The following is a 6,363-nucleotide window of genomic DNA, read 5'->3' on the forward strand; positions in this document are numbered from 1 at the left end:
TGAGAGTCAAGTAGAGGCTGTCATGCAAAAACTTAATCACAGACCACGAAAAACGCTAAACTACAAAACACCCCATGCGGTATTTTTTGGCGTCGACAAACGACAAGCCGCATGAATACTAGAATTGCACTTCAGAGTTGAATTCGCCCCAATATATAAAATTGTTTGCGGGTTTTTAAAGAATATTGCTAAAAGTGATTTTTCTCCGTGATTATTTTATGTTGTTAATTAACGCAATTAGCTATCTGGGGGCAACCTGTCAATCTGCTTAGATCATGATCTTCAATACATTGTTGTTGTGGCACAATCCGCACGAATGCTTGCACAAGCTGCATATAAAGCAGGCATGAAGCCGTTGGTGATTGATCTGTATAACGATCAAGACACCCAGTTTTACGCGGAGGAAGCACAACAAATCCCTGTCTTGTCAGCAGCGTATTTGCTACCTGCGCTTGATTATTTAATCAAGCGGTATCCAGTTGATTATGTTGTCTACGGCAGCGGATTTGAGCAGCATCTTGATAGTTTACGGTGCATAAATGATCGTCTGACATTATGGGGGAATCAACCTGATGTTGTTGCCAAGCTGCACGATAAGCCGGCATTTTTCTCATTATTGGAAGCGTTGAATATTCCTCATCCTGAGGTGTCGTTTGTCAGACCGGAACAAAAAGAAGGCTGGTTGCTCAAGCCCATGCGAGGGCAGGGCGGAATAGGAATTTGCAGGTTTCGGTTGGATCACTATTATAAATCAGAGGTTTATTGGCAGAAATATCAAGCAGGTGTACCGCATTCTGTGCTGTTTCTTGCCGATGGTAAGCATGGCCAGATCGTAGGCTTTAATCGGCAATGGACGACTGCATTAAACGGCACGGATGAGTTTATTTTTTCAGGCATCATCAATAGTACTGAATTATCGCTTGAGCAAAAAAACCAAATAAGTGTTTGGCTAGATAAGCTAGTTTCTGAGCTATCCCTTAAAGGTTTAAATTCACTGGATTTTATCCAACACGAGCAAACTAGCTACGTGCTGGAAATCAACCCCAGACCACCTGCCAGTATGCAGTTGTACGATGCGGATTTATTGGTTCGTCATATTAAGGCATGTAACGGTGAATTGCTCGAATATGAAATGCTGCAAGATGGTTTTACAGCTTATCAAATCGTTTATGCACAGCAGAATACCCAGATCCCTGATGGGTTTGCATGGCCTGAACAAGTCGTAGATATACCTATGGCAAACTCCATAATTGCCACAGGCCAACCGATTTGCAGTATGATTACGTACGGAAAAGAGCCGCAACAGGTTCTGGAGCAGTTGCAAATCAAGCAATCGCTTATCACTCACTCATTAAACAGGTTTCAAACTCATGGAATACAGTGCCAGCGTCAATAAACTCAGCCAACCTTTAGTGAAAACCTTGCTTGATAATGCGGGTGCTTTGCGCTTAGGTGTTGAGCAATTGAAGAACGGTTGCACCATCATTGATGCTGGCATCAAAGTACCGGGCGGTCTTGAAGCTGGGCGCATAATCGCCGAAATTTGCATGGGTGGCTTAGGCAAAGTGTCAATTAGCCAACGGGCTTATACGACGAATTGGCCGTTATCCGTTAACGTCCATACCAGTAATCCGGTGCTGAGTTGCTTGGGTAGCCAATATGCGGGCTGGAGCTTGTCGCAAGATAAATATTTCGCATTAGGTTCAGGGCCAGCACGGGCCATGGCGACCAAAATAAAAGACGAGAAAAAAGAACCGGTTGAAGAGTTGTATAAGGAATTGGCTTATCAAGATGCTTGCGAAACGGCGGTATTGGTGATTGAAAACGATGCCGCGCCGCCCGTGGAAATCATCGAGAAAGTGGCGAAAGCCTGTGGCATTCCCCCCAAACAGCTAACGATTATTGTCACCCCCACCAGCAGTTTGGCGGGTTGTGTGCAGGTGGTGTCGCGGGTTTTGGAAGTCGCCATGCACAAAGCCCATGCGTTGCATTTTCCCTTAGATAATATTATTGATGGTAGTGGTAGCGCCCCAATCTGTCCGCCGCATCCAAAATTTGTCAAAGCGATGGGGCGTACTAATGATGCTATTTTATTTGCGGGGCAAGTGCATTTGTTTGTTAAAGGCAGCGACGAAGCCGCACAAAAGCTGGCGAATGACTTACCTAGTTCGACTTCAAAAGATTACGGCAAGCCGTTTGCCGAGATATTTAAGCAATATGAATACGATTTCTTCAAGATTGATGCCATGTTGTTTAGCCCTGCTGTGGTGATTGTTACGGCGGTGGAATCGGGCAACAGTTTTCGGGCGGGGAAATTGGATAATGTGTTGTTGGATCAGTCGTTTGGGGTCTAGCTGTCTACGTTAGAGCAATGTGGTATTACTTCTGCAAAATCGCTATTTCTGCCTTGGTTATTGTATTAGTTTCGGAAATTGCCAAACGCAATAGCGGTTTTGCTGCCTTAGTTGCGTCCTTGCCGCTTACCTCATTACTTGCAATCATCTGGTTGCGGATTGAAGGGTCGCAAATAGCGCAAATTGCTGAATTATCTCAGCAAATATTTTGGTTGGTGCTTCCGTCCCTTGCGCTGTTTTTGTTGTTCCCTATGCTACTTAGGTATGGTTTGACCTTTTGGCTAAGTTTGAGCCTAGCAAGTTCTGCGACTATTTTGTGTTATTTGTTGATGATCCCGCTACTGCGCCGATTTGGTGTGTCGATTTGAATTTCCTCTGTATTTCACATAAAGCCAAAAAATAAGGTTGATATGTCTGGGCGTATTGTAATTTTTACCGATGACCCAGGCTGGCATGGCAAAGAACTTACCCAAGCCTTCGCTAAACTAGGTTTTATCAGCAGTTTTGTGTCCTTGACCGAATGCAAACTCAGTATTGAACCCGGCTTAATTCCGGTCATTATTCCGGGCTTTGAGCATGCGCTGCCTGATGCCGTGTTTGTCCGTGGTGTTCCGGGTGGATCACTGGAGGAAGTCGTCTTGTACCTGGATATTCTCCATGCCTTAAAGCTATTGAATGTGCCTGTTTACAATGACGGACGTGCGATAGAACGCAGTGTGGATAAGGCCATGACCAGCTTTTTGTTGCATCAGGCAGGCTTGCCTACACCGTTGACCTGGGTATTAAGAAATCGTGTCGATGCCATCCATATTGCCGAAGATCAATTGAAAAATGGGCATTATCTCATCACCAAGCCTTTGTTTGGTTCCCAAGGCGAAGGCATACGTCGAATCGAAAAAATGACCGACCTGTTTTGGCTTACGCCCAGTAACGGGGTTTATTACCTTCAACGCTTTGTGCATTGTGCAGGTGATGGTTTTTCAGATTACCGCGTTTTTGTCATCAATAATCGCGCCGTTGCGATTATGCGGCGACGTGGCAAATCCTGGCTGAACAATGTCTCGCGCGGTGCGGTTTGTGAAGCAATAGACTTAGATCCAGCAATCGCGGACATAGCCGTCAAAGCAGCCAAGGCATTAGCAATGGATTATGCGGGCGTGGACATCATCCAAGATAAGGCAGGGCAATACACGATTATTGAAGTGAACAGCATTCCCGCTTGGAAAGGGCTAGAAAGTGTCGTCAACACCAGCATTGCTACGTTATTGGCAGAAGATTTGGTCAATAGGTATATCAAATGTGTAAGCCATGAAACTATCGTCGCAGTTTCATGATAGACCAGGAGCAACTTGCCGATCTTTATCGCCAAGCCTGTGAGATTGAATTGCAGGCGTTCAAACCCGGTAATGTCAGTGTTTATGCGGATGGTCATGACATGACGACCAACGATTTCAGGGTAAGTGCCGAAGTCAGTGCCAAACCGCTATGCAATCCAGCCTACAGTCTCGGCGAAAAAATATTCTACGCCGTCAAAGTTACGCGGGATGCAGTAGGTTGTAATACCAACCTAGGCATCATCTTGCTGTGCGCCCCGCTCATCCAAGCGGCTACCGCTGTAAACAGTGATTCCACCTTGCGACAAGCATTAAGCCAAGTTCTTGCTGCAACGACCATTAAAGATGCAGATTGGGTTTTTAAGGCGATAACCCTCGCTGCACCGGGTGGATTGGGCGAATCTGACGAGCAAGACGTGCATAATCCCGCAACAGTTACGCTCGCACAAGCGATGCAAATAGCTGCTGGCAAAGACCGGATAGCCCTGCAATACGTCACCGATTACAAAGATATTTTCGATTATGCCGTTTTAAGGTACAATGCCAGCCTTAGTAAATGGAGAGACAAAAGTTGGGCAGCAGTGTTCGTTTATGCGGAATTGTTGGCGCAATATCCCGATAGTCATATCGAAAGAAAACATGGGGATAAGTACACAGAATGGCTTGCTACACGGATGCGGCATGTTATTGAGGAGTTTGGCGACGCAACTGATCCAACGCAATTAAAGCAAACGCTTTTTTGCCTGGATGCAGAGCTTAAAGCAAACGGTATTAATCCTGGTACTACAGCTGATATGACTGTAGCGACTATCTTATCGGTGCTTATAGAGGAGTTTTTGAGCCAATATAGTCACAGATAAATCTTCAGCAAGATTTTTTTCAAACAAACCAAAGATTTAAATCTATTTTACAATTCTTCAAAGGGGAATACAGCATGGCGAAAATTAATAAAATGTGCGTTGGTGAGTCTTTAGTCGGTGACGGAAACGAAGTTGCACACATCGATTTGATCATTGGACCAAGAGGTTCTGCGGCTGAAACTGCATTTGCAAACTGCTTAACCAACAACAAAGACGGGTTTTCTAGTCTGTTGGCTGTCGTTGCACCAAACCTGCTGGTTAGACCAGCAACTGTCATGTTTAACAAAGTGACTATCAAAGGCGCTAAACAAGCCGTACAAATGTTTGGTCCAGCACAACGCGGCGTTGCTATGGCTATCGCTGATTGCGTAGAAGACGGTACCATTCCTGCTGCTGAAGCGGATGATTTGTTCGTAGCTGTGGGTGTATTCATTCACTGGCATGCTGAAGATGACGCAAAAATCCAAAAATACAACTACGATGCAACTAAAGAAGCATTGAAACGCGCTGTAGCGGGTTCACCAACTGCTGCTGAAGTAGTGGCTGCTAAAGCTACTGCAAAACATCCGTTCGCGCCTAACTAAGCGTTCTGCTGTTACCGTAAAGTTGTTAAAAATACCCCGCTTGCGGGGTATTTTTTTGCCCCGTGGTTTCAGGTGAAGTCCAAATGACGTAGCATAATGCCGCTTAAAATCGAATGTAGCTGTGATGCAGTATATATTTATAAGCGTATGAATAGTAATAAGCAGATACAGCCCGTTGCGATTATTGAGCAGCCTGTCTTTGGTGTCGGGTTTTGCGTTGCGTATTGTTATGTCTTTCAGTAGTTCTTTAGCCATTGCAGTAAGTGATGATTTAGGGTTCTACTGCAACACTTAGTGCATAAAATGTCGAATGTCATTGCATCTTACTGCATTATGTTGGCAATAAAAAAACCCGCTATGTCTTGCAACATCCGGGTTTGATGTATTTCGTTGAATCTCTTTGAATCGTGAAATGGTGGCGGGGTCATCCGAATCATTGCCTGTAAACCGCATTATTAAAGGGTTTTAGAATCTTAAAATAAAAACATACCCCCAAAAGTACCCCAATTAAATCGGTGCTGCCCCTGTTTTTACAAAATAACCGCTTGGTTTATTAAAATTTCTAAATAGGCTATCCTTCTTTGCAATTGAAGCCGACAATTAAGGATAACCGTGAAAAACAAAATAATAATGACCGCGCTTTGTTTACAGTTAATTGGGTGTGCCAGCCTGAAATATCCTAATTGGGAATATGTCAGGATTGAAAATCAAGTGCCATCTAAAGATTGCATTTACAAGATACAGGAGGCTTGCAGCCTACCGACTAACCAGTGCTTAAACTGGCACAAGCAACGCGCTACATCCTACAGCGCAAATACTGTCGTTATTACTAGCAATCAAAATCAAGCCAGTTATTCAGTAGGAATATGGAATAACAGAGGTGGTGAAAACAGCAGTACCGTTGCCGATTATTACTATTGCACGGGTGCTAAAAACATTAAACCAAAATAGCTGATCCCGAATAACGCCTATCTATCCTTAAGTTTTCCAGTTCTGCCCCTCTATCCAATTTAAGCCGTAAAATTAAGGCTGTGTCATGTTGGGTATGCACTGGCATCTTCCACCGTAAAAATAATTACAGGCTGCCCTATGGCTTCTGCTTGTTCAATCTGCGATTGCTGTTCGGGCGTTCTCCTGCCATCCACAAACAACACAAGCCCAGGCATCATCGGTTTGCTGCTTTGGCTATGCCGCTCCAATGCAGCCAATCTATTTTTAATGCTCATTAAAT

General features: G+C 44.4%; 8 protein-coding genes. 7 read left to right on the forward strand and 1 reads right to left on the reverse strand.

The window, feature by feature from the left end:
* The first annotated feature begins 298 nt into the window (after positions 1 to 298).
* The 7 genes from AC1YY3_RS12495 to AC1YY3_RS12525 all read left to right on the forward strand — a co-directional run bounded on the left by AC1YY3_RS12495 (position 299) and on the right by AC1YY3_RS12525 (position 6,083).
* On the forward strand, positions 299 to 1,396 hold the full coding sequence (locus AC1YY3_RS12495; protein ID WP_482194537.1) for an ATP-grasp domain-containing protein: 1,098 nt from the start codon (positions 299 to 301) through the stop codon (positions 1,394 to 1,396).
* Complete coding sequence (gene mch / locus AC1YY3_RS12500) at positions 1,371 to 2,354, forward strand: methenyltetrahydromethanopterin cyclohydrolase (RefSeq protein WP_481823263.1); 984 nt, start codon at positions 1,371 to 1,373, stop codon at positions 2,352 to 2,354. The genes AC1YY3_RS12495 and mch overlap by 26 nt, the downstream gene beginning before the upstream one ends.
* A gap of 17 nt (positions 2,355 to 2,371) precedes the next feature.
* Entirely contained in the window at positions 2,372 to 2,722 is a 351-nt protein-coding gene (locus tag AC1YY3_RS12505; protein ID WP_481823264.1) for a DUF3147 family protein, read from the forward strand.
* A 42-nt stretch (positions 2,723 to 2,764) separates the two neighbouring features.
* Positions 2,765 to 3,688 (forward strand): ATP-grasp domain-containing protein, encoded by a 924-nt coding sequence (locus AC1YY3_RS12510; protein ID WP_481823265.1) that lies wholly within the window; start codon positions 2,765 to 2,767, stop codon positions 3,686 to 3,688.
* Positions 3,685 to 4,548 (forward strand): triphosphoribosyl-dephospho-CoA synthase, encoded by an 864-nt coding sequence (locus tag AC1YY3_RS12515; RefSeq protein ID WP_482194538.1) that lies wholly within the window; start codon positions 3,685 to 3,687, stop codon positions 4,546 to 4,548. The genes AC1YY3_RS12510 and AC1YY3_RS12515 overlap by 4 nt, the downstream gene beginning before the upstream one ends.
* 74 nt (positions 4,549 to 4,622) lie before the next feature.
* Entirely contained in the window at positions 4,623 to 5,132 is a 510-nt protein-coding gene (gene fae, locus AC1YY3_RS12520) for a formaldehyde-activating enzyme (protein ID WP_481823267.1), read from the forward strand.
* Positions 5,133 to 5,744: 612 nt separating this feature from the next.
* Positions 5,745 to 6,083 carry a hypothetical protein gene (locus AC1YY3_RS12525; protein WP_482194539.1) on the forward strand — a complete coding sequence of 113 codons (339 nt, stop codon included), beginning with the start codon at positions 5,745 to 5,747 and terminating at the stop codon, positions 6,081 to 6,083.
* Between the two features lie 83 nt (positions 6,084 to 6,166).
* Here AC1YY3_RS12525 and AC1YY3_RS12530 read toward each other — a convergent pair.
* The coding region (locus AC1YY3_RS12530; RefSeq protein WP_482194540.1) for a hypothetical protein at positions 6,167 to 6,363 on the reverse strand (197 nt) is incomplete at its 5' end.

The sequence above is a fragment of the Methyloglobulus sp. genome (assembly GCF_964779595.1).